This window comes from Lacrimispora sp. BS-2 (assembly GCF_040207125.1).
In the GTDB taxonomy this organism is placed as follows: domain Bacteria; phylum Bacillota; class Clostridia; order Lachnospirales; family Lachnospiraceae; genus Lacrimispora.
This window is the reverse complement of the sequence record NZ_CP157940.1, coordinates 998,900-1,015,589: the sequence shown is the minus strand read 5'-3', so window position 1 is coordinate 1,015,589 and position 16,690 is coordinate 998,900. Positions and strand designations below refer to the sequence as shown.

General features: G+C 44.9%; 13 protein-coding genes. All 13 read right to left on the bottom strand.

What is annotated here, in order from left to right; translation table 11 throughout:
- Positions 1-5 precede the first annotated feature (5 nt).
- Entirely contained in the window at positions 6-1,004 is a 999-nt protein-coding gene (locus tag ABFV83_RS04830; RefSeq protein ID WP_349947809.1) for a PHP domain-containing protein, read from the bottom strand.
- Between the two features lie 75 nt (positions 1,005-1,079).
- The gene (locus ABFV83_RS04825) at positions 1,080-2,462 is read right to left on the bottom strand and encodes an ABC transporter substrate-binding protein (protein ID WP_349947808.1); all 1,383 of its coding nucleotides are present in this window, start codon (positions 2,460-2,462) and stop codon (positions 1,080-1,082) included.
- A gap of 129 nt (positions 2,463-2,591) precedes the next feature.
- The gene (locus ABFV83_RS04820; protein ID WP_349947807.1) at positions 2,592-4,004 is read right to left on the bottom strand and encodes an alpha-L-fucosidase; all 1,413 of its coding nucleotides are present in this window, start codon (positions 4,002-4,004) and stop codon (positions 2,592-2,594) included.
- Between the two features lie 14 nt (positions 4,005-4,018).
- The gene (locus tag ABFV83_RS04815; RefSeq protein WP_349947806.1) at positions 4,019-5,194 is read right to left on the bottom strand and encodes a glycoside hydrolase family 88 protein; all 1,176 of its coding nucleotides are present in this window, start codon (positions 5,192-5,194) and stop codon (positions 4,019-4,021) included.
- A gap of 18 nt (positions 5,195-5,212) precedes the next feature.
- Entirely contained in the window at positions 5,213-7,387 is a 2,175-nt protein-coding gene (gene gnpA / locus ABFV83_RS04810) for a 1,3-beta-galactosyl-N-acetylhexosamine phosphorylase (protein ID WP_349947805.1), read from the bottom strand.
- A 69-nt stretch (positions 7,388-7,456) separates the two neighbouring features.
- Positions 7,457-8,290, bottom strand: a complete 834-nt coding sequence (locus tag ABFV83_RS04805) for a carbohydrate ABC transporter permease (RefSeq protein ID WP_349947804.1) — start codon at positions 8,288-8,290, stop codon at positions 7,457-7,459.
- Between the two features lie 14 nt (positions 8,291-8,304).
- Positions 8,305-9,228: a sugar ABC transporter permease gene (locus ABFV83_RS04800; protein WP_349947803.1), complete on the bottom strand. Its 924-nt coding sequence runs from the start codon at positions 9,226-9,228 to the stop codon at positions 8,305-8,307.
- A gap of 147 nt (positions 9,229-9,375) precedes the next feature.
- Positions 9,376-11,307, bottom strand: a complete 1,932-nt coding sequence (locus tag ABFV83_RS04795; RefSeq protein ID WP_349947802.1) for a histidine kinase — start codon at positions 11,305-11,307, stop codon at positions 9,376-9,378.
- A complete protein-coding gene (locus ABFV83_RS04790) occupies positions 11,279-12,916 on the bottom strand; it encodes a response regulator (RefSeq protein ID WP_349947801.1) in 1,638 nt (545 codons plus the stop codon). Before ABFV83_RS04790 ends, ABFV83_RS04795 begins: the two co-directional genes overlap by 29 nt.
- A 155-nt stretch (positions 12,917-13,071) precedes the next feature.
- Positions 13,072-13,617, bottom strand: a complete 546-nt coding sequence (locus tag ABFV83_RS04785; protein WP_349947800.1) for a bifunctional adenosylcobinamide kinase/adenosylcobinamide-phosphate guanylyltransferase — start codon at positions 13,615-13,617, stop codon at positions 13,072-13,074.
- Complete coding sequence (gene cobT / locus ABFV83_RS04780) at positions 13,614-14,696, bottom strand: nicotinate-nucleotide--dimethylbenzimidazole phosphoribosyltransferase (protein ID WP_349947799.1); 1,083 nt, start codon at positions 14,694-14,696, stop codon at positions 13,614-13,616. The genes ABFV83_RS04785 and cobT overlap by 4 nt, the downstream gene beginning before the upstream one ends.
- Positions 14,697-14,734: 38 nt before the next feature.
- Entirely contained in the window at positions 14,735-16,123 is a 1,389-nt protein-coding gene (locus ABFV83_RS04775; protein ID WP_349947798.1) for a cobyrinate a,c-diamide synthase, read from the bottom strand.
- Positions 16,116-16,688, bottom strand: coding sequence for a precorrin-6Y C5,15-methyltransferase (decarboxylating) subunit CbiT (gene cbiT, locus ABFV83_RS04770; protein ID WP_349947797.1), 573 nt, complete (start codon positions 16,686-16,688; stop codon positions 16,116-16,118). The genes ABFV83_RS04775 and cbiT overlap by 8 nt, the downstream gene beginning before the upstream one ends.
- Between the last annotated feature and the right edge of the window lie 2 nt (positions 16,689-16,690).

Sequence of the window (16,690 nt, the reverse complement as noted above, 5' to 3'; positions counted from 1 at the left end):
CAAGTTTATGTCTCCTGATCTGTGATGAATTTTAAGGGCAGGTCTTTCAGGAAATATGCATTGGAATTTGCATACAGCCCGTTTTCACTGCGGCATACCACACGGATGTAGCCTTCTCTTCCCGTTAAAGGAAATCTTGCCTCATTCACTGTTTCTCCGTGAGGCGCTGCTTTCATGCGGCAGTTCTTGCCTTCCATTTTCATGTAAATCTTCTCTACCGGGCTGGTTTTTACCACCAGGTCCCTGCCTTCGATATAGAGGGCATGGATCTCAGGACCCATGGAACTGTAGAAATCACCCTTTTTTAAGGCCTCCATCACTGCCGGATAGGTAAGCTCCTTGGCTTTGATCCTTATAAAGCCTCCAAAAGAATCACAGAACGGATGGCCCAGGGGATATTCATTCTGGTTGCCGTCTGACGCCAGGCAGTAAATTTTCTTCCCGCAGCGCAGCATCTCATCATAAGCCTGGGGACTGTAACCGTTCAGCTCTAAAAGATCGCTGCGGTAATGATAGACCTCCATGGCAAAAAGCTCTTCAAGCCCTGTATAATCCTCGTAATTCTGCGTGGACCGGTATGGGTGGCAGTCACATGCCAGAAAGCCCAGCTGCTTCATCTTCTTTATGCAGGCATTGATGCCGGAATAATCATAATTTCCGGCTTCCTTCCCACATGCTCCTGCCTTCTCTTCCTGCATCTCATCCGGACTGCTGTCATAGAAATTAATGTGAAAAGCTCCTCCCCGGGCCTGCTCCCTGTCCATAGGTCCTTTCCTTAGCTCCGCTCCAAAGCCTGCCAGAGCCAGAAAATCCTTTGTGGTCAGCTCGTGGTGAGGGCAATATTTCCCGTGATCCGTAAAGGCCACGATCTGATAGCCTCTTTTCCCATACTCCTCTTTCACCTGCTCAGGCGTCAGCTTTCCATCGGAAACCGTTGTATGGCAGTGCATATTCGCTTTATAAAAATCCCCCTCTCTGGGGAGAAGATAAATCAGTTCTTCCATTGCTCTTCCCTTTCCTGCCGGTTCTTTCTAAACGGAAAAGAAAGCGCTGCCAAATGCCATGGCAGCGCTTTCTCATTATTTCTGTGCTTCTTTTATCGCTTCATTTGCTCTGTCCTGAATTGATTTCATGGTATCTTCCAGTGATTTTTGTCCCTGGCCGTATAACTGGCCTTCCTCGGTATAAATCTGTCCAATGGTCGTATCAGCAGTACCCATGATCTTTTCACTTAAGTATGCTCTGCTGTTATCAAACCAGCCTGCCATAAAGTCTTCCACTGTTAAGTTGTCATCTTTAAATTTAGGAAGCAGGCTGCTTTCGATATAGGCTTTTGCTTCGTCTTCTGTTAAGATTTTGGCAGGAACACGTCCGTAGCCTAAGGTATACTTGTTTTCACAAATAGTTTTGATTGCTTCAAATGCTGCTTCTTTGTTCTTGGATGTCTTGGGAATCGCATAGCAGCTTGTAATAGTTAAAGAAGATGGATCAGTTCCTTCCGGATAAGGCATTGGAAGGATTCCAAGTTCCCAGTCTCTTGGGTATTTTACCTTATCAGATAAAGCACTTGCTACCCAGCCGCCGTATACGTACATACCAATGTTTCCATTTACCATAAAGGAGTTATATGGATATGTGCCGGAAGCCAGATCCAGACAGTTAGGCTGAATCTTCAACTCATTGCCCAGGCTGAAGAACCACTTCATGGCATCGGCATATGCCGGATCATCAAAATTAGCAGTTCCGTCTGCCTTGTAAGCAGATATTCCCTTCTGTGTTGCCAGCATATAGTTGCATGCAACGTCATCACTCATAAAGGAGCCCCAGACATTTTTATCAGGATCGTTCAGCTTTTGGGCTGTCTCTACATATTTTTCCCAGGTCCAGTCTTCTGCGGTAGGATAAGGTACGTTTGCTTCATCAAAGATCTTCTTGTTATAATAGGTCAGCCAAATATCTTTTTCTGCTGGAATTGCATAGGTCTGATCTTCAAATTTTACAGTCTGGCCACCATACAAAGTGTCCATATCATAATTATCTGCTTTTGCAAGCTCATCAATCGGCTCTAAAACAGCAGCTTTGTAGAATTCTTCTAATTGAAGAGGAGTTCTGCCTATAATGTCCATATCTTCTCCGGCCATCAGGCTTACAAGCACCTTGTCCATTTCTCCTGCTTTTGAAGTAGGAGTAATGAAAAATTCTACATTAATACCTGTTTTTTCTTTGATTAATGCTATCATTTCTTTTGTTTCCGTACTGGTTGCAGCATTATCTGTCAGAGCCCATTTTACTGTTACACCGTCAAATGGCTTGTCGCTGTCTGTCTTTTGAGTTGTTTCTGCTGCTTTACTGTCCGTACTGCCATTAGTATTATTGCTTTTACCACATCCGGCCGTACTTAAAACCATGGTTGCAGCTAAGCTTAAAGCAGTGCCGCGTCTTAATGCACTTTTTAATTTCATATCTGTTACCCTCCTTTTATTTATAATCCCATTATAGCTGACATTTTATCTGATTTACATAGGTTGTATTTTAACTTTATATGTTATTTTTATCATTCTATGGATTTTTTTTAACAAAAACCGATTTTTTTATCCATATATACCAATAAACGAAAGAGTCGGCTCTATCCTTGAATCTAAAATTTGTATAATCAGTATATCCGATTCTATCTGGGGAAAGCGGGCGATCTTTTTATAGCCTACGGTAGTTCCCTTATATAAACTTACAAGGATTCCATTTTTCATGGATAAAATTTCAAAAGCCTCAATTCTCTGGCTTTTTAATATATTTTCTTTTAAAATAACTGCTGAAATCTTTTGGGGAGCATTCCAGGAAATCTTAAATTCTGCCTTAGGACCTTTTCCCTGATAGTAAGTTTCATAGTCATCCGTTTGTACACCATTTACCGGATTCCACTCATTTTCTTCTTTGACCAGAATTTCGGTTCCTTCTGCCAGGTTATTCCCGTATCTTTTTTGTATTTCCCTGCCCAGCTCCTGCAGCCTTTTTACATCTTCCTCATGAAGGAGCCCGTTTGGCATGGGAGGAATATTTAAAAGAAGTGTGGTATTTCCCCCTACGGATTTTTCATAAATATCCATCAGGTTTTCCAGGGACCGGACTTTATCATCTTCTTCCGGATGATAAAACCAGCCCGGCCTTATGGATACATCCACTTCTGCCGGATACCAGATTAAGTGTTGTTCCTGTCTTAAACGTTCCCTGCTTCCTAAATCCTCTTCCATACTGCTTATTACCCTTTGACGGAAAGACGGATCATCTGCATGCTGGCTTAAAGCTGCCACCCGCTCCGCTACAGATAAATCTGATGGTACAACGCTCCATTCACTGGGCCTGGTATCACCTGCCTCATTGCCGCACCACCGGACATCCGGCCCGCTTACGGAAATGCAGGCACCCGGCATATAGTTTCTTACGGTATCATAATAACGCCGCCAGTCATAGACCTGTTTTTTGCCATTAGGGCCTTCTCCGCAGGCACCGTCAAACCAAACGCTGAAAATGTCTCCATATCCGGTAAGCAGTTCAATAAGCTGTGCCACAAAATAATCATCATACGCTTTTCCCTGTCCATAGGTTTTCTGATTCCGATCCCATGGAGAAAGATAAACACCAAATTTCAGGCCGGCCTTTTTACAGGCTTCTGCCACTTCCTTTACAATATCTCCTTTTCCATTCAGATAAGGACTGTACTTCACAGAATGATCGGTGTATTTGCTGGGCCATAAGCAAAATCCGTCATGGTGCTTGCAGGTAAGGATCGCTCCTTTCATCCCTGCCGCCTTAACGGCTTCTGCCCATTGGTCTGCATCCATTTGATCCGGATTAAAGACCTCTGCTGACTCTGTTCCATATCCCCATTCCGTTCCGGTAAAAGTATTCACCGTAAAATGAAAGAATGCATAAAATTCTGTTTTCTGCAGCATGACCTGTCTGTCAGACGGAACAATTTTTATAAGCCTTTCATCTAATTGATTCATTTTTACTCTCTTTTCTACCAGTAGGTCTCCCACTGTTCTGTCAGGCGTATCAATGCTTCTGTATAAAAGTAATCTCCCCACAGGGTACATTCATTAACACCACTATCCTTTACCGTGTTATAAGGAGAACTTTTCGCGTAAGTAGAATGAAGTAATATTCCGTTGGTATTTTCACCGGAATGATATAAACAATGCTGTGTCAGCGCCTTTATCAAACGTTTTGCATGCTGCCGCATATCCTCTGCTTCATCCGGTTCTAAATATTTTGCCATTTCAAGCATTCCGCAGGCTGCGATTGCCCCGGAAGAAGAGTCCCTTGGTTCCGTACTGCCGTCTGTAAAATCAAAATCCCAATAAGGTACCAGATCCCCTGGTAAATGCTCCAGAAAACATGCTGTGATCTTTCTAAAGCTTTCTATATACATTGGATCAGGACAATATTTATAAGCGATTGCCGAACCATAAATTCCCCATGCCTGGCCTCTCGCCCATATGGAGCCGTCCCGGTACCCCTGTGCCGTTACTCCCCTCACCGGATTTCCTGTTTCCGGGTCAAAATAATAGGTATGGTATGTAGAAGAATCTTCACGGACCACATATTTCATGCTGGTCCGGATATGACGAAGGGCAGTTTCACGGTATTTTGTATCCTTTGTTTCCTCTGACGCCCAAAATAACAGCGGCATATTTAAAAGACAATCAATAATTAACCGGTATTCTTTGGGATCGCCCAGCTTTCCCCAGGCCTGGAAAAATTCTCCTTTAGCCTGAAACCGCCCCATCAGATTATCTGCTGCCATCAAGGCAGTTTCTCTTGCCAGCTTGTCACCGGTAAGCTTATACGCTGCCACACAGGAGGGTGTATATAAAAATCCCATATCATGATGATCTACTACAATTCTTTTGACCAGACGTTCCTGAAAGCCTGGTATTTGATGAAGGGCGGCTTCTTTAAAAGCCGCCTCCTTTGTATGTTCATATGCCAGCCATAGCTGTCCGGTCCAGAATCCATTGGTCCAATCATCATTTTCAGTCCCAGGATAGATCTGGTTGACGCTGCTTGCCGCCGGGAAACTATCATAAAATTTTGAAATATTATTTTTAATTCTGGTGACCACATGATTCAGCGCATGACGTGCTTCCTCTATGGTGACAGCCTCATAGGTTTCAAGTGTTTCCATTGTCTGCATAAGGATCATGGGTCCTTTCTAATTTTGTGAAGATGAAAACCACAAAATATCATTTGCCTTTAACTGCATCGGGCACTCTTTGCCATTTCCGTCATAAATCACGGTTTCCTGAGGCTCATAAGTATTATTTACAATACAATATTTTCCGGTAGCCGGATAATAATTGACTTCCACATTATAGTTGCTGCTATACCATTTCTTCATTTCCTGCTCCATGCCTGCTGCCCAGAAAATTGCCCGGTAAAGCATTCTGGAGTTTTCAAAGGAATAGGGGATTCCGCTGATATATACGCTTCTTCCGTCTCCGAAATGGTTGACAGCCATCTGGACATCTTCCCCGTCCTTTTTTAAGATCTCCGCTTCGGAAAGAGCATAGATGTTCTTCATCCCTTCCCCGAAATTAATGTTCCCGGAAGATTCCTCTGTAATAAAATGACTGTGCTCTTCCCAGTTATATTTATCAGTTGACATAGAAAAGCCCACTTCTTTGTTTACGCCAAGGACGTTTGCCAGGGTAAAATACCTGCCCTGGTATTCACAAGCTGACGGCTCTCCCACTCCGATGAATCCGCCACCAAGGGCTACAAAGGCTTTTACAGCGCTGCTGACCTTGGGATTGGTCCAATAAGCCCCGCCGCTGGGAGCTGTGTAGGCATCGCCCACATTGATCACTACCCTGCATTTCTTTAATACATCCGGATCTGCGATCACGTCCTCAAAGCTGATAAACTCCACATCAAATGGCATTCCGCTTAAGGCTTCCAGCACTCCGGCATAGGAATAGGTCTGCTTATAATCAATGGCATGGGCTACCATATGGGTTCCCCAGGAACGGATCTTTCCCCAGGAGTTCAGCACTCCCACCTTAAAGTGGCTGTATGGGCTTTGTCCTCCCACATTTTCATAAAGAAGACGGAATTCATCACAGACTTCCTCAATGTATTGGATAAACTCTGGAAAATCCAGGGCTAATTTTAAATATCCGCCGTAGCCGATCCGGTCAACCGGTTTTCTTAAGATGGCCCGCCTTGCGGTCACCCAGTTTACTTTTGCCTCTTTGATCGGGTCTCCTCCTTCACAGAATACATCCGGGAAGAAGTAAGGCAGAAAACGGCCTTCCGTATATTTTACTCCCGGAATATCGGAAATCAGGCGAAGAGTGGTTCCATTTCCCACGCTTCCCACTACCGCATCCAGTCCTACGTTTTTAAAATACTCTCCAAACGGTTCCGTTCCGATCCAGTGATCTCCCAAAAACATCATGGCTTCCTTGCCGCAATCATGGCAGATGTTCACAAGGACCTTCATGAGCTTAGAAACCTCTCTCTGCTGGAATTCCTGGAAATCCCGGAACTCCTTTGACGGCACCCGGTTGGTGTTGTTATGATACCCCTGGTCAATGATGTATTCCGGACGGAAGGGATAACCTACCTCTTTTTCAAACTGTTCTAAAATATAAGGGCTGACACTGGCGCTGTATCCAAACCAGTCAACGAATTTTTCTTTTGCAAATTCATTAAATACAAGGGTGAACTGATGGAAAAACGTTGTGAAACGCACCACATTGCTGTCCGGGTTTTCCTCCATCCAGAGCTTTAATTTTTCGATCACATGGCCCTGGGTCTTAGGCTGGCGCACGTCAAAGGTGATCTGATGCTCCACATCCTGCCAGTCATTGGTAATAAAGTTATACATATGAACCGGATCCCAGATGATGAACGCCAGGAAACTTACGGTATAATCGTGATACCTCTCGGGCTTTACAATGATGACTTCCTGGGTATTTTCATTATATTCCCATGCATTCGCTGCTAAGGGTTCTCCTGTTGTGCGGTCCACGACCTCCCACCAGCGCTTGATGTCGTGAATGGTATTTGGCTTTAACTGATCCTTATACAGATGCTTCATCAAAGGAATGCGAAGCTCTCCTTCTTCCATTGCGGTGTAAAACTCTGTCATCAAATATACCTGCTGGACTTCATCCGGGTTTGCATTCGCCCATTGGTTGTCCTTTCTGGTAGTATAATAGGTGGAGTAGATCTTGACAGGCATTTTTTTAAGCTCATCCGGCATATTGGTCCCGTCACAATCCCGCAGAGCATCGGCTCCCCATCGCTTTGCAATCTCCTTAGTCTCCTGAATCATATCCACGTCCGTGGGAACAGTGACTCTTCCGGTAAGTTTTTTTTCCATCTTATATCCCCTTTCTATCTCGTCATTTCTAATTCCAAAGGCATTTTAACCTGCCTTGCATTTCATTTGTTATCCCTTTACACCGGAGGAAGCAACGCCTTCGATGAAAAACTTCTGGCAAAACAGGAAAGCTATCAGAATGGGCAGAAGCACAGCCGTTGCGGCAGCCATCTGACTTCCGTAATCCTGGATCAGGCCGGAGGAGAAAAGCTTTACTCCAACGGACAGCATCTGCTTATCCATGGTTGAGATGTACAGATACGGTCCCATATAGTCGTTCCAGGACCATGTAAAGGAAAATAGTGCCATGGTCGCAATAGCCGGTTTTGCCAATGGGAAAATGATCTGCCAGTAAATGCGGAAATGACCGCATCCGTCAATTTTAGCCGCTTCACTTAAGGAGTCCGGAATTGAAACAAAGGACTGGCGCAGCAGGAATACAAAATACACGTCAACGCAGCTTGGCAGGATCAATGACCACATGGTATCCAGGATATGCAGATTTTTAAAGATCATATATCTGGGTAAAATCATGATATCGCTGGGTATCATCATGGCTGACAGCAGGACAAGAAATATTGCATCTTTTCCCTTAAATTTAATCCTTGCAAATCCATATGCCGTAAAGCTTACAAAAAATATCTTAATTACAATGGTAAGGGCCGTCATGACAACCGTATTTAAATACCATTTCTGAAAGTTATAAATACCATTTGTTAATAATGCCTGAAAGTTCATCAGGGTGGGATTTTCCGGAATCAAATGCCACGGAAATTTCATGACCTCTCCGCTGACCTTAAAGGAAGAGGAGATCATGAACAGGAATGGAAAATTAGATACCAGCCCGATCAACAGGATGAAAACTGTAAGTGCTATCTTTAAACTTTTCTTTTTGCTTGTCATTGATGTTCCCTCCCTTAATAATTAACCCATTTTTTCTGTCCGCGCCACTGGATCAGCGTTACGATCATGACCAGTGCAAACATGACGAAAGCCATTGCACTTGCCAGACTGGTTTCATATTTTGTAAATGCAGTACGGACAATATTTACGGACATAACGGTGGTCGCCTGTCCCGGACCTCCCTCAGTAAGAGCCTGTATACAGGTAAAGTTCTGGAAGGAACCGATAATGGAGCTGATTACCAGGAAAAAGGTGGTGGGGGAAATCATAGGTATGATGATGCTGCGAATCCGCTGCCATTTTGTTGCACCGTCAATCTGGGCGGCTTCTAACAGCTCAGCCGGCACCTCCTGCAGTGCTCCAAGATAAACCACCATGTTAAGGCCAACGCCCTTCCATACGGAAATCATAGCCACAGTAGGAAGAGCCAGCTTTAAGTTCAGTAAAAGTAAGGGCGGATCAAATCCCATATTTCTTAAAGCAACAATCACAGGACTGTTATTTCCCAGCAGTACTTTAAAGATTACGGCCACTGCCACCATATTGGATACATAAGGCATGAATACCAGGGAACGCATGGCCTTTTTCATATAGACCCCGTTATTTAACATAAATGCCAGCACAAATCCAAGGATCATGATAAGAGGCACATATACCAGGGAATATTGGAAGGTTCTTATGAGGGAAGCCATAATTTCCTTGTTGGTGAATACTTTTATAAAGTTTTGAAGCCCTACAAATTTAAGATTGTCTAACCTTGTAATATATTTCATGTTTAAAAACGACATCACAATTGCAATTACAAAAGGAATGCCGGTGAAAACAGTGAAAAAAATCAGGTAGGGCGAAATAAACAGCCACCCATACCTGTTCTCTTTTTTCTGGGCTATGGATGCCTTTTCCTTTGTTTTAAATACTGGTGTTTTTTCCTTGCTCATGGGCCTGCCTCCCGCTTTTTATTTTAGGTAGAAAGGCTCATAGGAATAAAAACCTTTCTCTTACTTCTATTCTAACGGATTTTTTCCCAATAAACATAGGTCGATTTTTGTATTTGTTGGTTATTTTCGATTTTTAACCTGTTTTATTTACTTTTCCTGAATTGGATATTCGCAATCCGCTTCGCTACTTGATGAGGTTAAATTGCCATGCTCGTCAATATCCTCTACGGTAATCCTTGGGATCCGTATAACGGTCAGGGTTCCTGCATCCTTTTTGCTGTAGATGGAAACAGCCCGGTCCACTCCAAAGTACAGCTTGATCCTGGATTCTACGCTGTGAAGTCCGATGCCGCTGCTGCGCCGGTTCTGCTCCTCTTCATCCTTTCCTGCTTTTCCAAATCGGATCTGGTCCCGTATTTCCCTTAATTTCTCCTTGTCCATTCCTCGGCCATTATCCATAACTTTTATCACGACCCATTGGCCTTTTTCTTTGACCGTAAGATGGATCATCATGGGCTGCTTTAAACCTGTCATACCGTAGAGGAAGGAATTTTCCACCACTGGCTGCATAATTATTTTTAGGGAAAACAGTTCATGGATCTGCCGCATATCCGTCCGAAGATCGAATTCAAACTCATCCTTATAACGGTTTTTCTGAATTTTTACATAAGCCATAAGATGTTCGATCTCATGTTCCATTGGAACGATGACCTGTCCTCCGCTGATGGATAATCGGTACATTCTTCCAAGAGAAGCAGCTGTCCGGCCAATGTCCGGCCTTCCTGCCTCATTGGACATCCATACGATATTTTCCAGGGTATTATAGAGAAAATGGGGATTGATCTGGCTCATGAGCACTTCCAGCTCCAGTTCCTTTTTCTTCCGGTCAGACTGCAGCCCTTCAATGATATGGGTATTGATCCGTTCCAGCATGGAATTGTAATAGCGGATCATATCTCCCACTTCATTTTTCTGTTTTACCTCAACATAGGCGTTTAAATTTCCTCCGTACACCTCTTTCATGGAAGCGTTAAGCTTTCCAATGGGGTCCATGAAGCTCTTGTATAAATATAATATCATCATGGCGCAAAAGCCCACACATGCCACCATGACCATGAAAATTCTGTAGTAGAGCACATCCACTTCCCTTGTGACTGATTTTATGGGAACTACCATAACGATCTTCCAGTCATTTACATCGGAAGCCTTTACCTGGATCATTTGATTTCCGAAAGCTTCCCATCCTTCTTTTAAATCTCCCATCTGATCCAGGATCTTTCCTTTCAGCTTTTCTGAAATCTCTCCTGCCTCAACAGCCTTTTCATTACTGGAGGAAATCAGTTTTCCATCTTCTGTGATCACATAGATATCACCTGGAATGGATTTTGCCAGCTCCGCATATTGATCATAGATATCCCGTTCTTTTAAGGCAAACAGCTGCACATACTCATATCTTCCCTTTGTCCAGGAATAGATCCTTCGTATGCCCACTACGGCCTTTCTGGCCCGGACCTCCCCTGGCATGTCGCTGAGAAGGAAATTGTCCTGAAGGGGATACCAGCGGAATTTCATCAGGAGGTCAGGGTCCTCAATGTTCATGGCCCGCAGTTTCTGAATCACCTCTTCTGTATCATTATTGGGGTCCAGAAAATTAAATAATTCTCCTTTGTACGTATATATGGCGCTGATCCTCACCCGCTGGTTCAGCATATCGTAAGCTCCGAAAATGTTGCTGTAAATCTTCACAATATCAAGCTTTTTATACAACTGCTCCTGTGGGGAATATTCTTTTTCAATGTATTCATCAAGCTGGTCATTGGCCGCAAAATTATCGGAAACGCTGTAAATGTCCTGAAGCTTTGCATCAATCTTATTGGCAATATCCGTGACCCGGCCCTGCGTCGTGCGCATGTACTCCTGCCTCATAACCTTTCGCGTATGCCAGAACAGTATGGTTATGATCACAATAACCGGGATAAGCACCTGGAGAATGCCATACAGCATCCTGCGCTTTAATCCGATATTTCTTTTCTTTGCCTGCCCCTTTCCCTTATTCATTTTCATTGTTTTTTTCTGCACTTCCTCCCTCCGGCTGGATAATGTTCCGGTACTCTTTCGGACTTATCCCGTACTTTTTCTTAAACAGCTTAATATAGTTGGATACATCGGCCCAGCCCATTTCCTCGGAAATTTCATAGATCTTCCTTGCAGGATCCGCAAGAAGCTTCTTGCTTTTTTCCAGTCTCTTTGTAATGATGTAATCGCTGAAATTGCACCCAAATTCATTTTTAAATATTTTGGAGATGTAGGCAGAATTCTTATGCACCTTTGACCCCACGTATTCCAGGGAAATCTGATTGGAATCATACTCCTCATCCACAATCTCCCTGATCTTCTGGGCAAGGCTGCTCTGGCTCTTCCATTCTCCCTTCATATCCGCCATTTCCTTTGAAACCTCCCGAAGTATCCGGGATAAAAATTCTTTTTTCTCCTGAAGGCTTTTTAAGGGATAAATACCGGTATAGGTGCAGTCCAGCCTTTTCATCACTTTCTCCAGCCGGACGCCATAGCGCAATAATGCCCGGGACAGATTAAACAGCAGCTCAAGGCTTAAGCGGTTAATGTAATCATAATCCAGAATCACCTTTCCCTTGAATTCAGAAAAAATCCCATTTAAAATTTCCTCTGCCTTATTTTCTTTCTGTTCCATGATTTCCTTTAAAATCTGGCCTGTATCAAAAGAAACCGCATAGTAATCAAAATCTGCTTCCTGTATCTCCTTATAGGTCATGACCAGGTTCTTTCCCTCGCTGTAGATCTTCTGGCTGGCACAGCATTTTGCCTGTTCATAACACTGGGGAAGCATCTGGAAATCTGTATAAAAATTGCTGATACCGGCATAAATGGGAATGCCGCTCTCCCCCATGATCACTTCTGCCATGTCCCTGACACAAGAATACAGTTCCTCTTCCTGAAGTTCTTCTCCGGCACTTAAGATCCCGGTTATCTTTTCCTCAAAGTTCAGGACATAGGTTCCGGCAATCCCTTCTTTTGAAAACTTTTCGTTTAATATCTTCTCCACCTTTATCTGATCCTGATAGAAGGCGTTTTTATCTTCCGTATTTGGCACATCCAGATGGATCAGGATCACACCGTACCAGTTTTCTCCCTTGCGGAAGAATTCTTCCTCCATCTCTTCCTCATGATAGCCATATCCCTTGATCAAAGCATTGAACGTACTTCTAAGCTTTAAGCTCCTGCTCTCTTCATAGGCTGACTTTAATTCTCTTTCTTCTAATTCCTTTTTTCCTTCCTCGTCAAGACGTTCTTTTATTTTCCGGAAGGTCACTTCAAATTCATCAAGGTCCGTGGGCTTTAATAAGTACTCCATGACCCGGTTTTTAATGGACATCTGCAAATATTCAAAATCATTGTATCCGCTTAGGATAATGATCTTGATTTCCGGGTAATGCTGGCTCAAATGCTTCATCAGCTCCACCCCATCCATTTCCGGCATCCGGATATCAGAAAGCACCACATGGGGTTTGTCCTTTTCGATTTGTTCCAGCGCTTCTATTCCATTGCCGCAGACGCCGCTGATAACAAATCCCCATTTTTCCCATTCAATGCTGTTTGCAATTCCGTATGCAATTGACTTTTCATCTTCCACTATCAGTAGTTTATACATTTCAGACCTCCATCCCGCCATATTATATAACAAACTTCATTATTTACTCAAGCTTCTTTTCCGTTCGCCTGCCGGATCAATCTTTTCGCTGTTTTTAATCGTTAAAAAAACCGCTGTGCTGCAGCTTGGGTAAGCCATTGCACAACGATTTTGATTCATTTCTTCACCACGACCGGGATTCCGGCAACCACCTCAATCACCACATCAGAAACTTCTGCTATTTTCTGGTTGATCTGGCCAAGAACCTTCCGGTAAGCCATGGTCTCACTGCTGTAGCTGTCACCATCGGAAAAAACCTCATTTGTCACGATGACAATATGTTCAGCCTTTTCCTTTATTTTCCCGATTCCTTCCAAAATCTCCGCTGCTGCCAAAGCTCCCTCCAGGCATGGGGCTTCCCCCTCTTCCCCCAGACCAAAAAGCTCATTGGATACCAGATTTGACATGCATTCTAAAAGAACTACGGTGGGCTGCCTGTTTATGTCCAGCTTGAGTCCCTTTAAATTGCGGTAACATTCTATGGTTTCAAACTGCTTTTTTGCCCTCATCTGTCTGTGGCGTTCAATCCTGCGCCTGCATTCCTCATCCCAGGGTTTCATGGTGGCAATGTAAATCCGCCGCCCCTGTCCCAGACTCATTACCAGGCTTTCCGCATATTCTGATTTTCCGCTTCCGCTTCCACCAATAACCAGAGTGATCATGATACGCCTCCCATGGGTTTGTATGCTTCAATCTGTATGTCTTCAAAGGAGCTCATTGAATTATAAACACCAACCGCCATGTGAAGAAGGGGTATCGCTGCCACCGCTCCGGTCCCCTCTCCCAGACACATTCCTGCCTGTATGAAGGGTTCAAGCCCCAGCTCATCAAGGAGCAGCCTGCCTGCAGGCTCTGCTGAAACATGGGAAGCCAGCATAAAGTTCCGGCAGCCAGGATAAATGCGGTCAGCCGAAAGTGCGGCAACAGCGGAAATAAATCCATCCACCAGTATTGGTATCCGGTAAATAGCACCGCCTAAAAATACGCCTGTAAGCCCTGCCAGATCAAATCCGCCTGCACTTGCAAGTATATCCACCGTATCCCGGCATACCGGGCCATATTGTTCTACCGCCTCTTTTATCACTCCAAGCTTCCGCTTTAAGCCCTCGTCATTTAATCCTGCCCCTCTTCCGGTCAGTGCTTCCGGCGCTTTTTTTAATAGAAGGGAGGCGACCGCGCTGCTGGTGGTGGTATTTCCGATTCCCATTTCTCCGGTAGCAATGAGCTGATAGCCCTTTTCTGCCAGTTCCTCCACCAGCTTGATGCCGGTTTCTATGGCACGGACTGCCTCCTCCCGTTTCATGGCAGGTTCATTCCGGAAATTTTTTGTCCCGTAAGCGATCTTTCTGCAAAGAAGAGGGTGACGGAAACCGGAATTCAAATCCCTGGCAACCCCTATATCCACAGGAAATACATCCACCTCTGCCCGGTCCGCCATGATGCAGACGCTGCTGTTTCCATTTGTCATGTTCTCAGCCACAAGAGCAGTAACTTCCCTGCCGGTCTGGGTGACGCCTTCCTCCACGATCCCATTGTCTGCGCACAGGATGACAAGGGCCCGTTTCTCCATATCCACCTTTGACGTTTCCCTTATGCCCGCCATCTTTATGATATCATCTTCCAGAACGCCTAAGCTATTAAGAGGCTTTGCTACCTGGGACCACCGTTTACGGGCGATCTCCATAGAGGAGGCGCTAAGAGGCCGGATCTGCGAAAGATATGTACTTAATTCTTCATTCATTGTTTGAAACCTTTCCAAGTCAAAGACTATTCTATTGTTTATTCTTCTCCTTCCCTTAACTCCCGGCAGGCCTCCACAAAACGCTTTGGCAGTGCAGGGTTGGAAGGATAATAAAAATGGGGAAAGCCAGCCAGTAAATTACCTTTCCCATGAACGCAGTCCCAGCTTTTTCTTCCGCCTGGTTTCTTTGCTTCCATACAGTCCCCGTTATTCGTACTGTCCCAATAATGGAATTCATGGCCGCGGATGGACTCACCCTTTTTCAAGAATGGGGTGTCTGCTTTGGGAAATGTCTCAATATAGCCAAACCGAAGCAGGCGTTCTGCCCAGAATGCCTTTCCATGGATGATACCGGCCATTGGATATGTTTCATGATCCTTTGTTTCCAGCTGGTCATGGAGATACAGGAATCCCCCGCATTCAGCCAGTATAGGAAGGCCCCGCTCTGACGCCTGCCTTATGTCCCGGAGCATGGATTCATTTTCCGACAGCTCCCGGCAATAAAGCTCCGGATAGCCTCCGCCAAGCAAAAGGCCGAGAATCCCGGACGGCAGCCTTTTATCACGGATCGGGCTGAAGGGTATGAGCTTTGCTCCCATTTCTTTAAGAAGCCTTAAATTCTCCTGATAATAAAAGCAGAAAGCCTCATCTGACGCCATTCCTATCAGTACTTCTCTTTCTAAGGGCGCCTCAGAAACCCGGCTCTTTAATCCGGCTCTTGACGGCGGCAAAGGCCTGGCATCCTGAGCCAGCTTAATAAGCCCATTGATGTCTATTGTGGTTTCCAGCTTCATGGCCAGCTGATCAAGCTGGTCTTTTAAGCCCTTTAATTCCCCCGGAAGCACCAGGCCTAAGTGACGGCTTCCCAAAGCCCCCTCCTTACATTCCGGCAGATATCCGTAAACATGTACTCCCAGTTCTTCTATGGCCGGCTTCAGCCGTTCTGCCATAACAGAAGACGTCCGGTTTAAGATCACGCCCTTTATATGGCTGTTTTCCTTGTATTCCAGAAAACCCTTCACTACTGCGGCAAGGGACAGGCTGGCTCCCTTGCAGTCTAAAACCAGGACAACCGGCGTATCCAGAGCACATGCCACCTCATAGGAGCTTGCCTCAGTGGTATCTCCTCCCACTCCGTCATAATACCCCATAACGCCTTCAATAACAGAAATTCCTGCTTCTCCTGCCTGGTCTGAAAACTGCTCTCTGACCTGCTCTTTATCCAGGAAAAAGGTATCCAGATTTCCGCCGTCAATGCCAAGCACGTATTTATGAAACATGGGATCAATATAATCCGGGCCGCATTTAAAGGAACGGCAGGACAGCTTCCGTATAAGAAATGCATTTAAAAGCCCGCAGGTCATCATGGTCTTTCCGCTGCCGCTTTTAGGGGCGGCAAGCATCAGCCTGGGATAGGAATTATTCAAGATTGTTCCTCCCTTCCCCGCCAAAAGAAACCACATAGACCGGGTTCTGGCCCATCATCAGATGATAGTCTCCGGCTTGCCTTCCTTTGGATATCTGAACCTGTACGATTTCTGCGGTGACAGAATGCATGTTCAGCCAGGAAAGGATTTCTGCCAGGGATTCCAAGGCAATTACATTGATTACGATCCTGACCTTTGGATTCTTCTTTAAAACCAGAGAAAGCACTTTATCCATGGTGCCGGAGGTTCCTCCGATGAATACGTGGGAAGGGGCTTCAAGAACCGTTAATGCCTCAGGCGCAGCCCCTTCAATGATTTCCAGGCAGCCTGCCCTGAATCTTTCCTTATTGGCCTTTATAAGGTCAATGGCTTCCGCCTTCTTTTCAATTGCATAGACCCGTCCGTCTGTAAGATACCGGGACGCTTCTATGGATACGGAGCCGGTCCCGGCCCCTATATCATACAGGATTGAATCCGGTTCCAGCTCCAGCTTTGATATGGAAACAGCCCTTACCTCACTTTTTGTCATGGGCACATCTCCCCGGATAAACAGTTCATCTCTCATTC

Coding starts and splice junctions, on each gene's coding strand:
- ABFV83_RS04830 (WP_349947809.1), bottom strand. CDS start 1,004: ATGGAAGAACTGATTTATCTTCTCCCCAGAGAGGGGGATTTTTATAAA.
- ABFV83_RS04825 (WP_349947808.1), bottom strand. CDS start 2,462: ATGAAATTAAAAAGTGCATTAAGACGCGGCACTGCTTTAAGCTTAGCT.
- ABFV83_RS04820 (WP_349947807.1), bottom strand. CDS start 4,004: ATGAATCAATTAGATGAAAGGCTTATAAAAATTGTTCCGTCTGACAGA.
- ABFV83_RS04815 (WP_349947806.1), bottom strand. CDS start 5,194: ATGCAGACAATGGAAACACTTGAAACCTATGAGGCTGTCACCATAGAG.
- gnpA (WP_349947805.1), bottom strand. CDS start 7,387: ATGGAAAAAAAACTTACCGGAAGAGTCACTGTTCCCACGGACGTGGAT.
- ABFV83_RS04805 (WP_349947804.1), bottom strand. CDS start 8,290: ATGACAAGCAAAAAGAAAAGTTTAAAGATAGCACTTACAGTTTTCATC.
- ABFV83_RS04800 (WP_349947803.1), bottom strand. CDS start 9,228: ATGAGCAAGGAAAAAACACCAGTATTTAAAACAAAGGAAAAGGCATCC.
- ABFV83_RS04790 (WP_349947801.1), bottom strand. CDS start 12,916: ATGTATAAACTACTGATAGTGGAAGATGAAAAGTCAATTGCATACGGA.
- ABFV83_RS04785 (WP_349947800.1), bottom strand. CDS start 13,617: ATGATCACTCTGGTTATTGGTGGAAGCGGAAGCGGAAAATCAGAATAT.
- cobT (WP_349947799.1), bottom strand. CDS start 14,696: ATGAATGAAGAATTAAGTACATATCTTTCGCAGATCCGGCCTCTTAGC.
- cbiT (WP_349947797.1), bottom strand. CDS start 16,688: ATGAGAGATGAACTGTTTATCCGGGGAGATGTGCCCATGACAAAAAGT.